At 66.0% G+C, this 17539-nt stretch carries 19 protein-coding genes; 9 read left to right on the top strand and 10 right to left on the bottom strand.

Annotated features, from left to right (window positions below):
• Positions 1–28 precede the first annotated feature (28 nt).
• On the top strand, positions 29–1195 hold the full coding sequence (locus AAFG50_RS33625; RefSeq protein WP_028174522.1) for an acyl-CoA dehydrogenase family protein: 1167 nt from the start codon (positions 29–31) through the stop codon (positions 1193–1195).
• 31 nt (positions 1196–1226) lie between these two features.
• Positions 1227–2474: an acetyl-CoA hydrolase/transferase C-terminal domain-containing protein gene (locus tag AAFG50_RS33620; protein ID WP_028174523.1), complete on the top strand. Its 1248-nt coding sequence runs from the start codon at positions 1227–1229 to the stop codon at positions 2472–2474.
• Positions 2475–2527: 53 nt separating this feature from the next.
• Here the strand turns inward: AAFG50_RS33620 and AAFG50_RS33615 are convergent, their stop codons facing one another.
• The 10 genes from AAFG50_RS33615 to AAFG50_RS33570 all read right to left on the bottom strand — a co-directional run bounded on the left by AAFG50_RS33615 (position 2528) and on the right by AAFG50_RS33570 (position 8513).
• Positions 2528–4102: an AMP-binding protein gene (locus AAFG50_RS33615; protein ID WP_028174524.1), complete on the bottom strand. Its 1575-nt coding sequence runs from the start codon at positions 4100–4102 to the stop codon at positions 2528–2530.
• 33 nt (positions 4103–4135) lie between these two features.
• The gene (upp, locus tag AAFG50_RS33610; RefSeq protein WP_028174525.1) at positions 4136–4771 is read right to left on the bottom strand and encodes a uracil phosphoribosyltransferase; all 636 of its coding nucleotides are present in this window, start codon (positions 4769–4771) and stop codon (positions 4136–4138) included.
• Positions 4772–5069: 298 nt separating this feature from the next.
• Positions 5070–5198, bottom strand: coding sequence for a hypothetical protein (locus tag AAFG50_RS33605; protein ID WP_018641127.1), 129 nt, complete (start codon positions 5196–5198; stop codon positions 5070–5072).
• 90 nt (positions 5199–5288) lie between these two features.
• Complete coding sequence (locus AAFG50_RS33600; RefSeq protein WP_028174526.1) at positions 5289–5675, bottom strand: hypothetical protein; 387 nt, start codon at positions 5673–5675, stop codon at positions 5289–5291.
• 17 nt (positions 5676–5692) lie between these two features.
• Complete coding sequence (locus AAFG50_RS33595) at positions 5693–5881, bottom strand: hypothetical protein (RefSeq protein WP_028174527.1); 189 nt, start codon at positions 5879–5881, stop codon at positions 5693–5695.
• 110 nt (positions 5882–5991) lie between these two features.
• Positions 5992–6387, bottom strand: a complete 396-nt coding sequence (locus tag AAFG50_RS33590) for a hypothetical protein (protein ID WP_028174528.1) — start codon at positions 6385–6387, stop codon at positions 5992–5994.
• A 27-nt stretch (positions 6388–6414) separates the two neighbouring features.
• A complete protein-coding gene (gene dapA, locus AAFG50_RS33585; protein ID WP_182869478.1) occupies positions 6415–7332 on the bottom strand; it encodes a 4-hydroxy-tetrahydrodipicolinate synthase in 918 nt (305 codons plus the stop codon).
• A gap of 25 nt (positions 7333–7357) precedes the next feature.
• Positions 7358–7612 carry a hypothetical protein gene (locus AAFG50_RS33580; protein ID WP_028174530.1) on the bottom strand — a complete coding sequence of 85 codons (255 nt, stop codon included), beginning with the start codon at positions 7610–7612 and terminating at the stop codon, positions 7358–7360.
• Between the two features lie 132 nt (positions 7613–7744).
• A complete protein-coding gene (locus tag AAFG50_RS33575; RefSeq protein WP_028174531.1) occupies positions 7745–8005 on the bottom strand; it encodes a hypothetical protein in 261 nt (86 codons plus the stop codon).
• A gap of 40 nt (positions 8006–8045) precedes the next feature.
• Positions 8046–8513, bottom strand: coding sequence for a hypothetical protein (locus tag AAFG50_RS33570; protein WP_028174532.1), 468 nt, complete (start codon positions 8511–8513; stop codon positions 8046–8048).
• Between the two features lie 432 nt (positions 8514–8945).
• Here AAFG50_RS33570 and AAFG50_RS33565 point away from each other — a divergent pair, with 432 nt between their 5' ends.
• The 7 genes from AAFG50_RS33565 to AAFG50_RS33535 all read left to right on the top strand — a co-directional run bounded on the left by AAFG50_RS33565 (position 8946) and on the right by AAFG50_RS33535 (position 17434).
• Positions 8946–9104, top strand: coding sequence for a hypothetical protein (locus AAFG50_RS33565; protein ID WP_162185871.1), 159 nt, complete (start codon positions 8946–8948; stop codon positions 9102–9104).
• An 11-nt stretch (positions 9105–9115) separates the two neighbouring features.
• Positions 9116–9205, top strand: coding sequence for a K(+)-transporting ATPase subunit F (locus AAFG50_RS33560; RefSeq protein WP_038965694.1), 90 nt, complete (start codon positions 9116–9118; stop codon positions 9203–9205).
• Positions 9206–9317: 112 nt separating this feature from the next.
• Positions 9318–11021 carry a potassium-transporting ATPase subunit KdpA gene (gene kdpA / locus AAFG50_RS33555; RefSeq protein WP_028174533.1) on the top strand — a complete coding sequence of 568 codons (1704 nt, stop codon included), beginning with the start codon at positions 9318–9320 and terminating at the stop codon, positions 11019–11021.
• 65 nt (positions 11022–11086) lie between these two features.
• Positions 11087–13201 (top strand): potassium-transporting ATPase subunit KdpB, encoded by a 2115-nt coding sequence (gene kdpB / locus AAFG50_RS33550; RefSeq protein WP_028174534.1) that lies wholly within the window; start codon positions 11087–11089, stop codon positions 13199–13201.
• Between the two features lie 177 nt (positions 13202–13378).
• Positions 13379–13984, top strand: a complete 606-nt coding sequence (locus AAFG50_RS33545) for a K(+)-transporting ATPase subunit C (protein ID WP_011089516.1) — start codon at positions 13379–13381, stop codon at positions 13982–13984.
• A gap of 40 nt (positions 13985–14024) precedes the next feature.
• On the top strand, positions 14025–16748 hold the full coding sequence (locus tag AAFG50_RS33540) for a sensor histidine kinase KdpD (RefSeq protein ID WP_028174535.1): 2724 nt from the start codon (positions 14025–14027) through the stop codon (positions 16746–16748).
• Complete coding sequence (locus AAFG50_RS33535) at positions 16745–17434, top strand: response regulator transcription factor (protein ID WP_011089514.1); 690 nt, start codon at positions 16745–16747, stop codon at positions 17432–17434. The genes AAFG50_RS33540 and AAFG50_RS33535 overlap by 4 nt, the downstream gene beginning before the upstream one ends.
• Positions 17435–17539: the final 105 nt, after the last annotated feature.

Below are 17539 nucleotides of genomic sequence, written 5' to 3'. Positions count from 1 at the left end.
TGCTGCTCCCAATCAGGAGATCAAGAACATGGATTTCGCGCTCACCGATCAGCAGGAAGCCATTCGCGATGCCATCGCCAAGATCTGTGAAGGCTTTCCCGATGCCTACTGGCTAAAGAAGGACCATGACGGCGGCTTTCCGCACGATTTCCACAAGGCGCTGGCCGACGCCGGCTGGCTCGGCATCTGCGTGCCGGAGGCCTATGGCGGCTCGGGGCTCGGCATCACGGAAGCGGCGATCATGATGCGTACCATTGCCGAATCCGGCGCCGGCATGTCCGGCGCCTCGGCCGTGCATATCAACGTGTTCGGGCTCAATCCCGTCGTCGTGTTCGGCACCGAGGAGCAGCGCAAGCGCATGCTGCCGCCGATGGTCGAGGGCCGCGAGAAGGCGTGCTTCGCCGTCACCGAGCCCAATACCGGCCTCAACACCACCCAGCTCAAGACCCGCGCGGTCGCCAAGAACGACCGCTACATCGTCAACGGCCAGAAGGTATGGATCTCGACCGCGCAGGTCGCGCACAAGATCCTGCTGCTGGCGCGCACCACGCCGCTGGAAGAGGTGCGCTCGCCCACCCACGGCCTCAGCCTGTTCTACACCGACTTCGACCGCAAGAAGATCAAGGTCCACGAGATCGAGAAGATGGGCCGCAAGGTCGTCGATTCCAACGAGCTGTTCTTCGAGGATTTCGAGATCCCGATGGAGGACCGCATCGGCGAAGAGGGCAAGGGCTTCCAGTACATCCTCGAAGGCATGAACCCCGAGCGCATCCTGATCGCGGCGGAAGCCGTCGGCCTCGGCAAGCTCGCGCTGTCGCGCGCGACCGAATACGCCAAGACCCGCGTCGTCTTCAACCGCCCGATCGGCAAGAACCAGGGCATCCAGCATCCGCTCGCGGTGAACTGGGTCGAGCTCGAGGCGGCCTGGCTGATGGTGATGCAGGCGGCCTGGCAATACGACAAGGGCTTGCCCTGCGGCGCTGGCGCGAATGCCGCGAAATATTTCGCAGGCGAAGCCGGCTACCATGCCTGCGAGCAGGCCGTGATGACCCATGGCGGCTTCGGCTATGCCAAGGAGTTCCACGTCGAGCGTTATCTGCGTGAAGTGCTGATCCCGCGCATCGCGCCGGTCAGCCCGCAGCTCGCGCTCAGCTTCATCGCGGAAAAGGTACTGGGGCTGGCGAAGTCGTACTAGGTTGCCCGCGGATCGGCCGGGAGGATTGCCGATGCCCGAGGACAGCTCGCCGATCGATTTTGCCGGCCTGGTCCGGAAGGATGATCTCGTCGTGTGCGGGCAGGCGACGGCGGAGCCGGTCACGCTGACGGAAGCGCTGATGGCGCAGGCAGCTCGGCTTCCGCCCTTCCGCATGATGATCGGGCCAGTGTTCTCGGAGACGTTTTCGGCGTCGTGCGCGGGAAATGTGTCGTTCCAGAGCTACGGCGTGATCGGCAATTCGCGGCGGCTCGCGAAAGCGGGGCGGCTCGACGTGATCCCGAGCAATTACAGCGCCTTCTGTGCCGACTTCGCGGCGCGCCGCTACAAGGCCGATGTCGTTCTGGTGCAGCTTGCGGAGCTCGAAGGGCGGCTCAGCGCCAGCCTCTCCAACGACTACGTCATCGATGCCGCGCGCGGCGCACGCCTCGTCATCGCCGAGATCAATCCGGATACGCCCTTTACGTTCGGCGCCGAATGGCCGGAGGACGTGCCGATCCATGTTCGCGTGGCAGCCCGCAGGCCGCCAGTTGAATTGGCGTCGACGCCGCTCGATGACGTTTCGCGCCGCATCGCCGCGCATGCGGCAGGCCTGATCGCCGACGGCAGCACGCTCCAGTTCGGCGTCGGCCGAATTCCGGATGCGATCCTGTCCTCGCTGTCGCATGCGCGCCGTCTCGGCATCCATTCCGGCCTGATCAACGATGCCGTCGTCGACCTGATCGAGCGCGGCGCGGTGACGAATGCGGAGAAGGGCATCGATGCCGGCATCACCGTCACCAACCAGGTGATCGGGACCCGGCGGCTCTATCGCTTCGTGCACGAGAACAAGGCGGTCGCGGTGCGGCCGACGTCCTATACGCACGGCCAGAACGTGCTGGCGCGGATCAACCGGCTGGTCGCGATCAATTCGGCGCTTCAGGTCGGCCTCGACGGCAGCGTCAATTCCGAGACGCTGAATGGCGTCGCGATCGGCGCCATCGGCGGGCAGCTCGATTTCGTGCGCGGCGCCAACGCCTCTTGCGGCGGAAGGGCGATCATCGCGCTGCCGGCGACGGCCTCCGACGGGACCAGCCGGATCGTCGCTGACGTCGAGACGGTGACGACACCGCGCGCCGATGTCGATGCCATCGTCACCGAATGGGGCGTTGCGGAGCTGCGTGGCTGCGGCCTTGCCGAGCGCGCGCGCCGCATGATCGCGATCGCGGCGCCCGAGCATCGCGACGCGCTTTCGGCGCGGCTTCGCGGGCCCGCGCGCTAGCTCAGTTCATCATCGCGAGCGTCCATGACGAGATCGTCGAGGAGGTGGCCGGCCTATTCGGCGGCAATCCGCTCCATCGCCATGGCACGAAGCCGGGCGCGCTGGATTTTCACACCGTTGGCGCTGTCGGTGACGGGGAAAGCGTCGACGACATAGATTCGTGCCGGCAACTTGTACCCGGCGAGCCGTTCGCGCAGGTGCGCGACCAGCATCTCCTGTTGAGGCGGCTCCCCTGCTGGAATCACAAAAGCGACGCAGCGTGCGTTTCCCTTCAGGTCGACCGCGACGACCTGGGCGTCGGCAACACCTGCGCAGGACTTGAGCTCGTCCTCGATCTCGCCGGGCGCGACAAGGAAGCCGCCGAGCCGCATCGCATCGCCCGCGCGGGTCTCGTAGACGAAGGAGCCGTCGCCGCGCAGCCGGCCGATGTCGCCGGTGCGGAAGAAGCCGTCCGCGGTAATCGCGTCGCGCGTGGCGTCGGGATTGTTGAAGTAGCCGAGGAAGCGTGACGGCGCGCTGATCTCGATCTCGCCGGAGACGCCGGGAGCTGCGAGTTCGCCGGTCTCGGTGTCGCGGACGCGGACCCTGGCCTCCGGCGACATCGGCCAGCCGCCGCCCTCGATCCGGTCGGCGAACGCGTCGCTGGCGCGGCCGATCGAGAACAGGGCCTGCACCTCGCTCGAACCGTAGAGGCCGTAAAGCGGCATGCCGCGCGCCTCGGCCTCCGCGGCAAGCTCACGCCAGCCGGGCTGGAACGCAGCGAAGCCGAACACCTCGGCACGGGGGAAGGGACGGGCCACGTCGGTGAGGGCGAGGATGCGGCGAAACATCTCGTCGGAGCCGAAGGCGTGCGTGATCTCATGCTCGCCGAGGATCTTCAGCGCCGGCGCCGCTTCGAAGGCGTCGAGCACATGGATGGTCGCGCCCGCCGCGATGAAGCCGAGCAGGCTCGTCATGCCGAAGGTGCCGCAGAACGGCAGCATGGCGAGGAGCGAATGGTTTTGCGGCGCGAGGCTTAGCGCCCTGGCGACGGCGGCGGCGTGCGCGGCCAGCGTCCGCTGCGAATGCGCGACGAGCTTCGGTCCCTTGGTCGTGCCCGACGTGGTGTAGAGCAGCACGGGGAGGTCGACGTCATCCTGGGCGGGCGGGGCCGGCGGATAGGGTTGGTCGAACGCATCGAACCGTACACACGGCCAGTGCGCCGGGATCGTATCCGCGCCGACCACTGCAAGCTGCCGCAGCGCGGGCACCTCGTCCTTGGCGATATCGGCGAGGATGGCGGCAAAGTCGATCGAGCGGAACGCGGCCTCGACCACCATCAGCCTGGCGCCGGACAAGCGAAGCAGATGGGCGACTTCCGCGCTGCGGTAGCGGGTATTGACGGCGGAGACGACCGCACCGAGGCGGGCGGCGGCGAACAGCAGCGCGACCCATTCGATCCGGTTGACCAGCCAGACCGCGACGACGTCGCCCTTGCCGACACCCTGCGCAGCAAGCCAGGCCGCGGTCTTTTCGATATTTGCCGAGAATTCCGCGCGCGAGACCGGCGTGCCGTCGAACACGAAGGCGGGATCCGCGAAGGCCTCGGTGCAGATCAGCGATTGCAGCGAAAATTCGTTGGAGCTCATGGCGCCCGGAGTAACCCGATCGCGCAAAACTGTCTACTTGGTGCCGAACATCCGGTCGCCGGCATCGCCCAGGCCCGGCACGATGTAGCCGTGGTCGTTGAGCCGCTCGTCGATTGCGGCGGTCCAGATCGGCACGTCGGGATGTTCGCTCTGGAACTGCGCGATGCCTTCCGGCGCGGCCAGAAGGCACACGAAGCGGATGTCGCGGGCGCCGCGGTTCTTGAGCAGGGACGCGCCGGCGCAGGCCGAGTTGCCGGTCGCCAGCATCGGGTCCATCAGGATCACGGTGCGGTCGGACAGGTCCTGCGGCGCCTTGAAGTAATATTCCACGGCCTGCAATGTTTCGGGGTCGCGGTAGAGCCCGATATGGGCAATGCGCGCCGAGGGCATCAGCGCCAGCATGCCGTCGAGGAAGCCGACGCCGGCGCGCAGGATCGGCGCCAGCGTGAGCTTCTTGCCGGCGATCTTCGGCGCCCGCATCGATGCGATCGGCGTCTCGATCTCGACCAGCTCCAGCGGCAGGTCGCGCGTCACCTCGTAGCCGAGCAGCATCCCGATCTCGTTCAGGATCTCGCGAAAGCTCTTGGTCGAGCGGTCCTTCTCCCGCATCAGCGAGAGCTTGTGCTGGACCAGAGGGTGGGCGACGACGTTGACGCTGCTTGTGCTCATGAAACCGCTCTACACGGTTCCGTGAAATTGCGCCAGATCGGCCGGGTATTTTCCGCGGGATACATGGCCTCAAGCCGGCATCGCGACCTCCTTGCGGGCACGGCTGCTCGCCTCGTAGGCAGCCATGGTCAATTCACGCTCGATCGCCGTCCGCATGGCGTCCATGGCCGGCTGGCGCAGGCGCTTGCCGTGCTCTGCACGTCGGCGCTCCAGGGCGCACTGATCCAGGCGCGCGTCGAACGCAGCGGCCGGCCGATCGAGGTCACGGCGGCGGAACTGGCGCGTGAAGAGGTAAAGGCTAGACCCCGAGCCCCCGCGCGACGAGCGTGATCACGATCGTCAGGACCGCGCCCCAGACCAGGCTCAGCGTCATGGTCAGGATCGTCGTGGTGACTGCGTGCTCGAGATTTCCCTTGAGGAGCTGCACGCTACTTGTCCGGGGCGGGCGCCGCGCCGATGCGCATGCCGAGCAGCAATGCTCCCATCAACACAACCAGGATCGCGATCTTGAGCTCGATCATGTCCGCCGTCTCGCGGTCACGCGTGCAAGAAGCTGCCTCGCTCCCTCCGCGAGCACAATCAGCGGATTGCCGCGGTTCTCGATGTCGAGCTCGAAGGTCTCGGCGGGAAACACCAGCGCGCACCGCGCCGGCGCGCTCTGACGGTTGGCGAAATCCACCGCCGAGCTCTTGAACAGGAACAGGCCGCCGACACGTCCGTTCGCTTCGCGCGCGACCCAGAGGCCGGCGCTGTTGCGTCCAATGAAGAACGCGGGAATGGCGGCGCTGACGACATCCGGATCGAGTGGCTTGAGCGCCGCCGCCTGCCTGGTGTCGGGGCGGCGACGGGAAGCCTGAAGCGCAATTGCGGCCATGGCGGCTTCCTCGCACATCTGCAAGGTCATAGGGGCCTCCCTGCGGGTCAGCCGTGCATGTGCCAGACATAGATTGCGGTCCTCAGCGCGATCAGCGCGGTGAGCACGCTACCCATCGAGAGCAGCGTCAGTGTGCCGAGAGCGAAACCTTTGAGCTGCGCCTTGCGTGCCTCGGAGATGCGCGCCGAACGCCCAGGCACGAAGGGGCGGTCAAGGCCATGTGTCAGAATCGACATTTTTTCAGTCCTTATCCGGAGTGGCGAGACGGCCGCTCCGATCTGTCCCGTATGATGGCAACCGCTGCGTATGATTGCGAGGTGACCGCCGCAGTTGCCGTATAGGAAAGTCATAAAGGCGCCGGCGGTCGCGCCAGCAGTCCTCTGAAGAGGTTTTGGTCGCGTTTCGGTTGCGGTTTGGATCGCGCAGGCTTCGAACGCGCCAGCCCGACGGCGGCGGCGAAGGCGAGCCGCAGCCGCGGCTCCTCGATCTGCTTGCAGAAGCAGTCCAGGGTCGCCTCCGCGTCTTGCTGCCGGCCGTCGATGGCCGCGCAGAGACGGGAGCTGGTGCGCCGGAAGAAGTGCAGCGAGTCCTCGCCGCTGCGCCGGCCGCCGAGACGATCGAGTTCAACCGCGAGTGCGGCGACATTGTGCCTGTCGGAGTCGCTCAGCGTCACGGCAAAGCGCAGGATCGCCAGCTGCCAGGCGCCGAGCAGCCTCCGATGATCTTCAACTGATGGCGGCATGCGAGATCCGAACGACTGCGCGAGGCGTCAGGCGCCGACGCGGTCGATCAACTCCTCGTCGGCGATCGCGGCGAAGGCGCGTACCACCTCCCGCTGCGCGGCCGCGTCCAGCGGCACGATCGGCAGCCTCGTCGCCGGTGACATCAGGCCGAGCACGCTCAGCGCGCTCTTGAGCGCCGCCGGGCCGTCCTTGGAGAGGCATGTGATGAGCGGGATGAGGCGCCTGTGCAGGTACCGTGCCGATTGCAAGCGGCCTTGCCTGACCTGCGAGAAGATCATGCGGCACAGATCGGGGGCGATGTTGGAGACTTCCGAGATCGCCCCGTCGCCGCCGCTTGCGATGTAGCCGAACGCGGTGACGTCGTCGCCGGAGAGCAGGCGAAAGCCGGCCGGGAGCAACCGGGCGAGGCGCATCGGACGGGCGATGTCGCAGCTTCCATCGCGCAGGCCGACGAACTGGCGGGATTCGACGAGACGCAGAAGCGTCTCGTCGGCGAGCGGGCGCAGCGTGCGGGAGGGAATATCGTGCAGGATTACGGGCAAGCCGGTTGCACCGGCGATGGCCCGGAAATGCGCGAGCATCCCCTCCTGCATCGGCTTGTTGTAGGCCGGCACCACCGCCATCACGGCATCGGCGCCGGCGGCCTCCGCGCACCGCGCGAGCGCGATGGCCTGGCTGGTCGCGTTCGACATCGCGCCGGCGATGATCCGCACCCGGCCGCGGGCGACGTCCACCGCGGTGCGAATGACGAGCTCCTGCTCGGCCGGGGAGAGCGTCGGCGCCTCGCCGGCCGTCTCGCAGACTACGATCGCGGGGACGCCAGCCGCGACCTGGCGCTCGCAGAGCGCGGTGAACGCCTTGAGATCGATTGCGTCCGCCGCGTCGAGCGGCGTCGGCAGGTCCGGAATGAAGCCTGTGAACCAGGCAGCAGGAGGAGTGAACATGGCTTTTCCGCCGGATGGCGCCGGCTCAGGCGGCGCGCCGCGAGACGATGGCATTGGGGCTCTTGCCCATGTCGAGCTCGATCTCGCGCGGCAGCTCGACGATGGTCTCCGGATGCTGTCCGTTCTCGAACAGCGCATATTTGACGGCCTGGGCGCGGCTGACGAACAAGCCGCCATAGAGGCCGTTCTGCTCCTGCGCGACCCATTGTCCCCGGTGGTTGCGGCCGATAAGGACGATGGTTGAGGTGGAGGTGCACGAGGGAGGGTCGACGAGTTTCACGGATGTATTCCTTCTGAACGACGCCGGCGCGGGATGCATGTCCCTGCCTGCGCGCTCAATATCCCGTCTCGCGAATATGATTTCGAGGGCGGGTGCGCGGTGATCTCATAGGAAGGTCATAAAGCCGACCGCTCAGGTCACATCATTGGCAATGTGGACCAGCGCGAAGAGCGCACCGAATGCAGCAGCTTCGTCCCAATGATTGAGGGCAGGGCCGAACAGCGCTTCGCGCCTGATGAGGCCGGCGAGCGCGCACAGGACGATCGACATCCAGAGCAGAACGGCAAGGCTTCGGCCGAAACCGACGCTACCGAATGCGGCAAAGGCGGCGAGCAGCGCGATGCGGACGGCGAAGCGTGCGATCACGCGCGCCGGGCTCAGCTTGTGCGGCATGTCCGGAGCTTGCGACAAGGTGTGAACCCGTCAGGCTGCTCTAGCCGAAATTGTCGCAGGCGACCGGCTCGTAGAGCGGATCCCGCACAGGACGAACGGAGGGAACGCTCGGCCGCGATACGTCCACGGCCAATGCCCGGACCTCGACGAAGGCCGACAGCAGGGCCAGTGCGAGGTCGGCGTGGCGTGCCTCGACCGCAGCGTCGAGCCAGTCCGGCAGCTCACGCTCGCGCGAGAGCGCGCAGTGCCACTCGCCCTCGTCATAGGCGATGCGGCGGACCTGCCATAGCGGCAGCTCGAGCTCGATCAGCGCCAGCGCCGCATCGGCCCAGGCCTCGGCGTCGATCAGGCGCATGACGCGCGTGGTGCGTTCGTTCTGGCCGAGCGAGGGGATGCGCCGGCAAGCATAATCGATGACGTCGTGCATCAGCGGTCGCGTCATCGCCGGCGCCGCGTGAAGCCGCTGGCTGAGGGATGGTGGGTCGAGACGTCGGAGAGCGGCGGTCATGTCAGGCCTCCCGGAGTTGGCGTCGGTCAGTCGGCCGGCATTGCCAAGATGGCCGGGAGGGCATTTGAAAACGAGATGGGGATCGGGCGAGAGATATAGGGATTTCATAAGTGCCCGGATTCTTCCGTGTAAGACCGACAGATCCTCGCCTGCCGTCTCGGTCGTAGGTGGAGGCTTATAGAAGCAGGGCTTTTTGAAAAGACCTTGGCCTCGGCCCGCCGTAACAACGGGAGGCGAAAGCGTTGGTGGATTGCGTCGCTGCGCAGCCTGCCTGGAACGATCGCCTGGAATGCGTCGTCCGTGTCGTACGGCCGGCGGCTACGACGGGCCGGCCTTTATGAGATTCCTATAACGTCGCCATAGGCCTCATCTCGAAAACCTATGTGCGCGGTGGCACTTCGGCGCGGTGACGTTCCCGGCCGGGAGAGACACGTGTTGCATTCGCCCGCAGCAAGCGGCCCGCCGGCGGGCAATGCCGGAGATCGTCTCGCATTGAGGAGTATCGCCATGATGGACATTCTGATGCTGGCGCTGGGCTTCGTCTTCTTTGCCCTCGCGATCGGCTACACCTACGCCTGCGAACGGCTGTGATGGAGCACACCATGATTTTCGATTATGCGCTCGCCGGTGCCGTCTCGTTCGGCCTCCTGTTCTACCTCACTTATGCACTGCTGCGGCCCGAGCGGTTCTGAACCGTGCTGCTGCTTGCCGAATTGCTGCTGGCGGACGTCGCACTCGTCGCGGGCCTGCTTGCGCTGCTCCTGCCGCTCTTGCGCCGGACACAAAGCCTGAAGGGTTAATGCCATGACCATGATCGGTTGGCTCCAGATCATTCTTTTCTGCGTCATTATCGTCGCGCTGGCCAAGCCGCTCGGCTGGTACATGACGCGCGTGTTCAACGGCGAGCGGACCTTCCTGTCGCCGGTGCTGCGTCCGATCGAAGCCGGGATCTACTGGATCTCCGGCGTCGACGAGCGTCGTGAGCAGCATTGGCTGACCTACACGGTCGCCATGCTGCTGTTCCATGTCGGCGGCTTCCTGATCATCTACGGCGTGATGCGGCTCCAGGCCGTGCTGCCCTTCAATCCGGCCGGGCAGTCGGCGGTTGCGCAGGATCTCTCCTTCAATACCGCGATCTCCTTCATCACCAACACCAACTGGCAGAACTACGGCGGCGAGAGCACGCTGTCCTATCTCGTGCAGATGCTCGGCCTGACGCACCAGAACTTCCTGTCGGCGGCCACCGGCATCGCGCTGGCGATGGCCCTGATTCGCGGCTTCTCGCGCGCCTCGGTGCGCACGGTCGGCAATTTCTGGGTCGACGTGACGCGCTGTACCCTCTACGTGTTGCTGCCGATCTGCGTCGTCTACACGCTGTTCCTGGTCTGGCAGGGCATCCCGCAGACGCTCGGCGACTATGTCGAGGCCACCACGCTCGAAGGCGCCAAGCAGACCATCGCGGTCGGCCCGGTCGCCTCGCAGGTCGCGATCAAGATGCTCGGCACCAATGGCGGCGGCTTCTTCAACGCCAACGCCGCGCATCCCTTCGAGAACCCGACCGCGCTGTCGAACTTCGTGCAGATGCTGTCGATCTTCGCGCTCGGGGCTGCGCTCACCAACGTGTTTGGCCGCATGGTCGGCAACCAGCGCCAGGGCTGGGCGATCCTCGCCGTGATGGGCGTGCTTTTCGTCGCCGGTGTCGCGGTCACCTACTGGGCGGAAGCCAACGGCACCTCTACCATGCATGCGCTGGGCCTGACCGGCGGCAACATGGAAGGCAAGGAGGTTCGCTTCGGCCTCGTCGCGTCCTCGCTGTTCGCCGTGATCACGACGGCCGCCTCGTGCGGCGCCGTCAACGCCATGCATGACAGCTTTACCGCGCTCGGCGGCATGATCCCGCTGATCAACATGCAGCTCGGCGAGATCATCGTCGGCGGCGTCGGCGCAGGCCTCTACGGCATGCTGTTGTTCGTCGTGCTCGCGATCTTCGTGGCCGGCCTGATGGTCGGCCGCACGCCGGAATATGTCGGCAAGAAGATCGAGGCGCGCGAGGTCAAGATGGCGATGCTCGCGATCCTGGTGCTGCCGCTGATGTATCTCGGCTGGACCGCGGTCGGTGTGGTCTATCCGGCGGCGGTCGCCTCCATGGCCAACGCCGGTCCGCACGGTTTCACCGAGGTGCTCTATGCCTTCACGTCGGCGACCGGCAACAACGGCTCGGCCTTCGCGGGCCTGACCGGTAACACCCTCTTCTACAACCTCACGCTGGCAAGCGCGATGTTCGTCGGCCGCTTCTTCATGATCGTTCCGGCGATGGCGATCGCGGGCTCGCTCGCCGCCAAGAAATCGATCCCTCCGTCGGCGGGCACCTTCCCGACCACGGGCGGGCTGTTCGTCGGCCTTGTTGTCGGCGTCATCCTGATCATCGGCGGCTTGACGTTCTTTCCGGCCCTCGCACTCGGCCCCATCGTCGAGCACCTCGCGATGAACGCCGGCCAAGTCTTCTGACCGCAAGTCTTCTGATCGACAAGTCTTCTGATCGACAATCTTCCGATTGGTTTGGAGTGACCTCCATGGATACGATGAAACTGCAAAAACGTGCTGCCGTATCGGCGATGCTCGATCCCAGGATCGTAGTGCCCGCGATCCGCGCCTCCTTCACCAAGCTCGACCCGCGACTGATGGTGAAGAATCCCGTGATGTTCGTGGTCGAGATCGTGGCCGCGCTCACCACCGTGATCTTCCTGCGCGACCTCGTCACCGGCGGCGCGAATCTCGGCTTCACGTTCCAGATCATCCTCTGGCTCTGGTTCACCGTGCTGTTTGCGAACTTCGCCGAGGCGGTCGCCGAAGGCCGCGGCAAGGCGCAGGCTGAATCGCTGCGCAAGACCCGCACCGAGAGCCAGGCCAAGCTGCTCACCGGCACCGGCCAGGCCTTCAAGCTGGTTCCGGGTACGAGCCTGAAGGTCGGCGACATCGTGCTGGTCGAAGCGGGGGACACCATCCCCTCCGACGGCGAGGTGATCGAGGGCGTCGCCTCCGTCAACGAGGCCGCCATCACCGGCGAATCCGCGCCCGTCATCCGCGAGTCAGGCGGCGACCGCTCGGCGGTGACGGGCGGCACGCAGGTGCTGTCGGACTGGATCCGCGTCCGCATCACCGCCGCGCAGGGCTCGACCTTCATCGATCGCATGATCAAGCTGGTCGAGGGCGCCGAGCGTCAGAAGACGCCGAACGAGATCGCGCTCAACATCCTGCTCGCCGGCCTCACCATCATCTTCGTGTTCGCCACCGTCACGATTCCGAGCTATGCGGCCTATGCCGGCGGCTCGATCTCGGTAGTCGTGCTGGTCGCGCTGTTCGTGACGCTGATCCCGACTACGATCGGTGCGCTGCTGTCGGCGATCGGCATTGCCGGCATGGACCGCCTGGTGCGCTTCAACGTGCTGGCGATGTCGGGCCGCGCCGTCGAGGCGGCCGGCGACGTCGACACGCTGCTGCTCGACAAGACCGGAACGATCACGCTCGGCAATCGTCAGGCGACCGCGTTCCGCCCCGTTCGCGGCGTCACCGAGCAGGAGCTGGCGGACGCGGCTCAGCTCGCCTCGCTCGCCGACGAGACGCCGGAAGGCCGCTCCATCGTCGTGCTGGCGAAGGAGAAGTATGGCATCCGCGGCCGCGACATGGCCGAGCTCGGGGCAACCTTCATCCCGTTCACGGCGCAGACCCGCATGAGCGGCGTCGATGCCGGCGGCTCGTCGGTGCGCAAGGGCGCGGTCGATGCCATGCTCAACTATGTCGGCGGCGGCGCGCCTCTGGCCGTTGCCTCCGGCAACACCGCCCGCGCGATCCAGCCTGCGGAGCTCTCGGAGGTCGGCCGCGAGATCCAGATCATCGCCGACGAGATCTCGAAAGCCGGCGGCACGCCGCTGGCCGTCGCGAAGGACGGCAAGCTGCTCGGCGTCATCCAGCTCAAGGATATCGTCAAGGGCGGCATCCGCGAGCGCTTTGCCGAGCTGCGCCGCATGGGCATCCGCACCATCATGATCACCGGCGACAACCCGATGACGGCCGCCGCGATCGCGGCGGAAGCCGGCGTCGACGATTTCCTGGCGCAGGCAACCCCCGAGGACAAGCTCAAGCTGATCCGCGACGAGCAGGCCAAGGGCAAGCTGGTGGCGATGTGCGGCGACGGCACCAATGATGCGCCGGCGCTCGCCCAGGCCGATGTCGGCGTCGCCATGAACACCGGCACGCAGGCGGCCCGCGAGGCCGGCAACATGGTCGATCTCGATTCCAACCCGACCAAGCTGATCGAGGTGGTCGAGATCGGCAAACAACTGCTGATGACGCGCGGCGCGCTGACGACGTTCTCGATCGCCAACGACGTTGCAAAATACTTTGCGATCATCCCGGCGATGTTTTTGGCGTTCTACCCGCAGCTCAACGTGCTCAACGTCATGAACCTGTCGAGCCCGCAGAGCGCCATCCTGTCGGCGATCATCTTCAACGCGCTTGTCATCATCGCGCTGATTCCGCTCGCGCTGAAGGGCGTCGCCTACCGCGCCGTCGGTGCCGGCGCACTGTTGCGACGTAACCTGCTGATCTACGGTCTTGGCGGCATCGTCATTCCCTTCATCGGGATCAAGGCGATCGACCTTGTCGTCGTCGCCTTGCACCTGGCCTGATCGTTGTCATGCGAGGAGCAAATTCTCTCTGTCATTCCGGGGCGCCTCGAAGAGGCGAACTACGGTGCGCAATTGCGCACCTGAGAATCTCGAGGTTCCGGGTTCGATGCCTTGCATCGCCCCGGAACGACGACAGAGATGCTTCGCTCGCAATGACGAAATAACTGGAGATTTGATATGCTCAGAGAAATCCGCCCCGCCATCGTCCTCCTGCTGGTGCTCACTGCCATCACGGGCTTGGCCTATCCGCTCGCCATGACCGGCATCGCGGGCATGCTCTTTCCCGCCCAGGCGCAAGGCAGCCTGATCGAGAAGGATGGCAAGGTGATCGGCTCCGCCCTGATCGGGCAGGAGTTCAAGGACGACAAATATTTCCACGGCCGCCCCTCGGCGACCCTGGCGCCGGACCCGAATGATTCGACCAAGACCGTCTCGGCGCCCTACAACGCCGCCAACTCGGGCGGCTCCAATCTCGGCCCGACCAGCAAGGCGCTGGCCGACCGGCTGAAGGAAGACGTGGACAAGCTGAAAGCGGAGAATCCGAACGCGGCCGTGCCGGTCGACCTCGTCACCACCTCTGCCAGCGGCCTCGATCCGGATATCTCGCCGGAAGCCGCGCAATTCCAGGTGCCGCGCGTTGCCAAGGCCCGGAATATGCCGGAAGAGGCGGTGAAGCAGCTTGTGGCTTCCAACGTCCAGGGCCGTCTGCTCGGCCTGCTTGGCGAACCGCGCGTTAACGTATTGGCGTTGAATCTCGCGCTCGATCGCGCCGCCGCCAAGTAGCGGTCTAGGCTCCCGGTGCGCAGATGATTATATTGGCAAAATGGTCCGAGAGCGCCGCGATTCCGAACAACGTCCGTCTCCCGAGGCACTGCTGGAAGCCGCGCGCCGGGAGGAAAGCGCGAGCGGCAAGCTGAAGATTTTCGTCGGCGCGGCTCCCGGCGTCGGCAAGACCTACGAGATGCTGCAAAGTGCCCATGCCAAGCGCAAGGCCGGCATCGACGTCGTGGTCGGCTTCGTCGAGACCCATGGCCGCGCCGAGACCGAGGCGCTGGTGCGGGGGCTCGAAGTCGTCCCGCGCAAGAGGCTCGACTACCGCGGCCAGACGATCGAGGAGATGGACCTCGACGCCGTGATCGCGCGCCGGCCGCAAATCGCGCTGGTCGACGAGCTCGCCCACACCAACGCGGCCGGCAGCCGCCATCCCAAGCGCTATCTCGACGTCGAGGAGCTGCTCTCCCACGGCATCGACGTCTACACGGCCGTCAACATCCAGCACATCGAGAGCCTGAACGACGTCGTCGCCCAGATCACCCATGTCCGGGTGCGCGAGACGGTGCCGGACTCGGTGTTCGACCGCGCGGATGCGATCGAGCTGATCGACCTCACGCCCGATGACCTGATCCAGCGGCTCAGGGAAGGCAAGGTCTACGTCCCAAAGCAGGCCGAGCGGGCACTGGAGCATTATTTCTCGCCGGGCAATCTGACCGCGCTGCGCGAGCTCGCTTTGCGGCGGACAGCCGAACGGGTCGACGAGCAGCTCCTCACCCACATGCAGGCGAACGCCATCGCCGGCCCCTGGGCCGCGGGCGAGCGTATTCTCGTCTGCGTCAGCGAGGATCCGCGCGCCGCCGGCCTCGTGCGCTACACCAAGCGGCTGGCCGACCGGCTGCATGCGCCGTTTACCGCGATTTCGATCGAGACGCGGCGCTCCCTCCAGCTTTCCGATGACGAGCGCGACCGGCTCGCCGACACGCTGCGGCTCGCCGAAGCCTTGGGCGGCGAGGCACTGACGATTCCCGCGGTCGGCCGCCGCATCGCCGACGACGTCGTCAATTTCGCACAGGGCAACAACGTCACCCAGATCGTGATCGGAAAGTCGACGCGCTCGCGCTGGTTCGAGATCACGCGCGGCTCGGTCGTGCATGACCTGGTGCGCCGTGCCGGCAATATCACGGTTCATGTCATCGCCGGCGACGATGTGCCGGGCGAGGCGGCGCCCAAGACCGCGGTGCAGACCGCGGCGCGGACGGAGCCGTTCGATCCGCTGCCCTATCTGAAGGCGCTCGGCATCGTGCTGATCGGCCTCGGCGCTGCCGAGCTGATTCAGCCGAGGTTCGGCATCGAGAACGTGGACCTCGTGCTGCTCACGGCCGTGGTGGCGGTCGCGGTCCGCTATGGCCTGTGGCCGTCGCTGCTCGCCACCGTCGCGGCCTCGCTGTCCTATAATTTCTTCTTCCTGCCGCCGATCTACACCTTCACGATCACCGATCCGACCAACGTCGCCGCCTTTGTCCTGTTCATGGTGGTGGCGATGATCGTCTCCAATGTCGCCGCGCGCGTGCGCACGCAGGCCGACACCGCGATTGGCCGCATCAGGACCACCGAGCAGCTCTATGCTTTCAGCCGCAAGCTCGCCGGCACCGCCACGCTCGACGACGTTTTGTGGGCGACGGCCTATCAGATCGCGCTGATGCTGAAGGTGCGCGTGGTGCTGTTGCTGCCGGAGGATGGCCTGCTCACGGTGAAGTCCGGCTATCCGCCGGAGGACCAGCTCGACCAGGCGGACCTTGCCGCCGCCAACTGGGCCTGGAGCAATGATCGCCCGGCCGGTCGCGGCTCGGACACGCTGCCGGGTGCGAAACGGCTGTTCCTGCCGATGCGCACCGGCCGCGGCCCGATCGGGGTGATCGGCATCGACAACGACCGTACCGGCCCGCTGCTGACGCCGGACCAGCGCCGGCTGCTGGATGCGCTGGTCGACCAGGGCGCGCTCGCGATCGAACGCGTGCTGCTGGTCGAGGACATGGACCGCGTCAAGCGCACCGTCGAATCCGAGCGGCTGCGCTCGGCACTGCTGACGTCGATTTCGCATGACCTCAAGACGCCGCTCGCCTCCGTGTTGGGGGCCGCCTCCACCATGCGCGATCTGGCAGGTGCCTTGTCCGACACCGAGAAGCGCGACCTGCTGGCCACCGTGATCGACGAGTCCGAGCGACTCAACCGTTTCATCGCCAATCTGCTCGACATGACGAAACTCGAATCCGGCGCCATCGTGCCCAACACGGCGCTGCACGATCTCGGCGAGATCGTCGGCAGCGCGCTCCGGCGGGCAACCAAGATCCTCACCGCACACAAGGTGGAGCTGGTGCTGGCCGCCGATCTGCCGATGCTCCAGCTGGATGCCGTGCTGTTCGAGCAGGTGCTGTTCAACCTGCTCGACAACGCCGCGAAGTATTCGCCGGCGGAGACGACGATCTCGATCAAGAGCCAGCGCGAGCGAGATCAGGTGGTGCTCCAGATCGCCGACGAGGGGAGCGGCATTCCGCCGGACGAGGTCGAGAGCGTGTTCGACAAGTTCTATCGCGTGCAGAAGGGCGATCACGTTCGTCCCGGCACCGGGCTCGGGCTCGCCATTTCCCGCGGCTTCGTCGAGGCAATGCATGGCACGATCTCGGCCGCCAACCGCAGCGACCGGAGCGGCGCGGTCCTCACCATCCGTTTGCCCGTTCCGGCACAGACCCACGCATTGGATACCGCCGCATGAGTGCCGCCCCGATCAAGGTTCTGGTCATCGACGACGAACCACCGATCCGCAAATTGCTGCGGATGGGGCTGACGACGCAGGGCTATGAGATCCTAGAAGCGTCAAACGGCAAGATTGCGCTGGAGAAGCTCACCGAGGAGCCTGCGCTGATCATCCTCGATCTCGGCCTGCCCGACATCCAGGGCCACGAGCTGCTCCGCACCATCCGGGCCCGCAACGAAGCGGTGCCGATCGTGGTGCTGTCGAGCCGGGGCGACGAGGCCGGCAAGGTGCAGGCGCTCGATCTCGGCGCCGACGACTATTTGACCAAGCCGTTCGGCATGGACGAGCTGCTGGCGCGCCTGCGCGCCGCGCTGCGGCACCAGCTCCAGGTCCAGGGCGAGCGACCGATATTCCGCACCGGCGATCTCTCCGTCGATCTCGTCCGCCGCATCGTCAAGGTCGGCGAGCGCGAGGTCAAGCTGTCGCCGAAGGAGTACGACCTCCTGCGCGTGCTGGTGCAGCACGCCGGCAAGGTGCTGACCCACAGATTCCTGCTCAAGGAGCTTTGGGACGAGCTGACGGATGCGCAATATCTCCGCGTCTACGTCCGCCAGCTCCGCCAGAAGATCGAAGCCGATCCGGAACGTCCGCAATATGTGCTGACGGAGACGGGGATCGGGTACCGCCTGAAGGCGGGGGATTGACTAAGCCGTCGTTCCGGGGCGATGCGAAGCATCGAACCCGGAACCTCGAGATTCTCAGGTGCGCAATTGCGCACCATAGTTCGCCTCTTCGAGGCGCCCCGAAAT

The organism is Bradyrhizobium sp. B039, from assembly GCF_038965675.1.
GTDB classification, from domain to species: Bacteria; Pseudomonadota; Alphaproteobacteria; order Rhizobiales; family Xanthobacteraceae; genus Bradyrhizobium; species Bradyrhizobium diazoefficiens.
This window is presented reverse-complemented; position numbering and strand designations above follow the sequence as displayed.

Excerpts from the sequence above, each read along its gene's own strand:
- AAFG50_RS33625 (WP_028174522.1), top strand. The coding sequence starts at position 29 with ATGGATTTCGCGCTCACCGATCAGCAGGAAGCCATTCGCGATGCCATC.
- AAFG50_RS33620 (WP_028174523.1), top strand. The coding sequence starts at position 1,227 with ATGCCCGAGGACAGCTCGCCGATCGATTTTGCCGGCCTGGTCCGGAAG.
- AAFG50_RS33615 (WP_028174524.1), bottom strand. The coding sequence starts at position 4,102 with ATGAGCTCCAACGAATTTTCGCTGCAATCGCTGATCTGCACCGAGGCC.
- upp (WP_028174525.1), bottom strand. The coding sequence starts at position 4,771 with ATGAGCACAAGCAGCGTCAACGTCGTCGCCCACCCTCTGGTCCAGCAC.
- AAFG50_RS33600 (WP_028174526.1), bottom strand. The coding sequence starts at position 5,675 with ATGACCTTGCAGATGTGCGAGGAAGCCGCCATGGCCGCAATTGCGCTT.
- AAFG50_RS33595 (WP_028174527.1), bottom strand. The coding sequence starts at position 5,881 with ATGTCGATTCTGACACATGGCCTTGACCGCCCCTTCGTGCCTGGGCGT.
- AAFG50_RS33590 (WP_028174528.1), bottom strand. The coding sequence starts at position 6,387 with ATGCCGCCATCAGTTGAAGATCATCGGAGGCTGCTCGGCGCCTGGCAG.
- dapA (WP_182869478.1), bottom strand. The coding sequence starts at position 7,332 with ATGTTCACTCCTCCTGCTGCCTGGTTCACAGGCTTCATTCCGGACCTG.
- AAFG50_RS33575 (WP_028174531.1), bottom strand. The coding sequence starts at position 8,005 with ATGCCGCACAAGCTGAGCCCGGCGCGCGTGATCGCACGCTTCGCCGTC.
- AAFG50_RS33570 (WP_028174532.1), bottom strand. The coding sequence starts at position 8,513 with ATGACCGCCGCTCTCCGACGTCTCGACCCACCATCCCTCAGCCAGCGG.
- AAFG50_RS33560 (WP_038965694.1), top strand. The coding sequence starts at position 9,116 with ATGATTTTCGATTATGCGCTCGCCGGTGCCGTCTCGTTCGGCCTCCTG.
- kdpA (WP_028174533.1), top strand. The coding sequence starts at position 9,318 with ATGACCATGATCGGTTGGCTCCAGATCATTCTTTTCTGCGTCATTATC.
- kdpB (WP_028174534.1), top strand. The coding sequence starts at position 11,087 with ATGGATACGATGAAACTGCAAAAACGTGCTGCCGTATCGGCGATGCTC.
- AAFG50_RS33545 (WP_011089516.1), top strand. The coding sequence starts at position 13,379 with ATGCTCAGAGAAATCCGCCCCGCCATCGTCCTCCTGCTGGTGCTCACT.
- AAFG50_RS33540 (WP_028174535.1), top strand. The coding sequence starts at position 14,025 with ATGGTCCGAGAGCGCCGCGATTCCGAACAACGTCCGTCTCCCGAGGCA.
- AAFG50_RS33535 (WP_011089514.1), top strand. The coding sequence starts at position 16,745 with ATGAGTGCCGCCCCGATCAAGGTTCTGGTCATCGACGACGAACCACCG.